General features: G+C 41.4%; 1 pseudogene. It reads right to left on the bottom strand.

The features are described 5' to 3' along the window. Positions 1 to 268 (bottom strand): annotated as a pseudogene (locus Q0997_RS20390) (hypothetical protein); the annotation flags it as partial.

The following is a 268-nucleotide window of genomic DNA, read 5'->3' as shown; positions in this document are numbered from 1 at the left end:
ATTGGATCACATGGATCATTTGGATCTGATGTTGGTCCTCCTGGGAATGTTGTTGGATCAAGTGTCGTACTTGGATCATCGATTCCCGTTGTTTCCTCACAATCTGTTAAACCATCTCCATCTGTATCTGTTGTATTGATACCAATTGGATCACATGGATCAGTCTCATCTGATGTTCCTGTTGGTACTGCTGTCGTACTTGGATCATCAATTCCTGTTGTTTCCTCACAGTCTGTTAAACCATCACCATCTGTATCTGTTGTATTGA

Source organism: uncultured Lacinutrix sp. (assembly GCF_947500325.1).
Classification (GTDB): Bacteria; Bacteroidota; Bacteroidia; order Flavobacteriales; family Flavobacteriaceae; genus Lacinutrix.
Note: the sequence above shows the minus strand (reverse complement) of the source record. Positions and strands in the feature narration are given on the sequence as shown.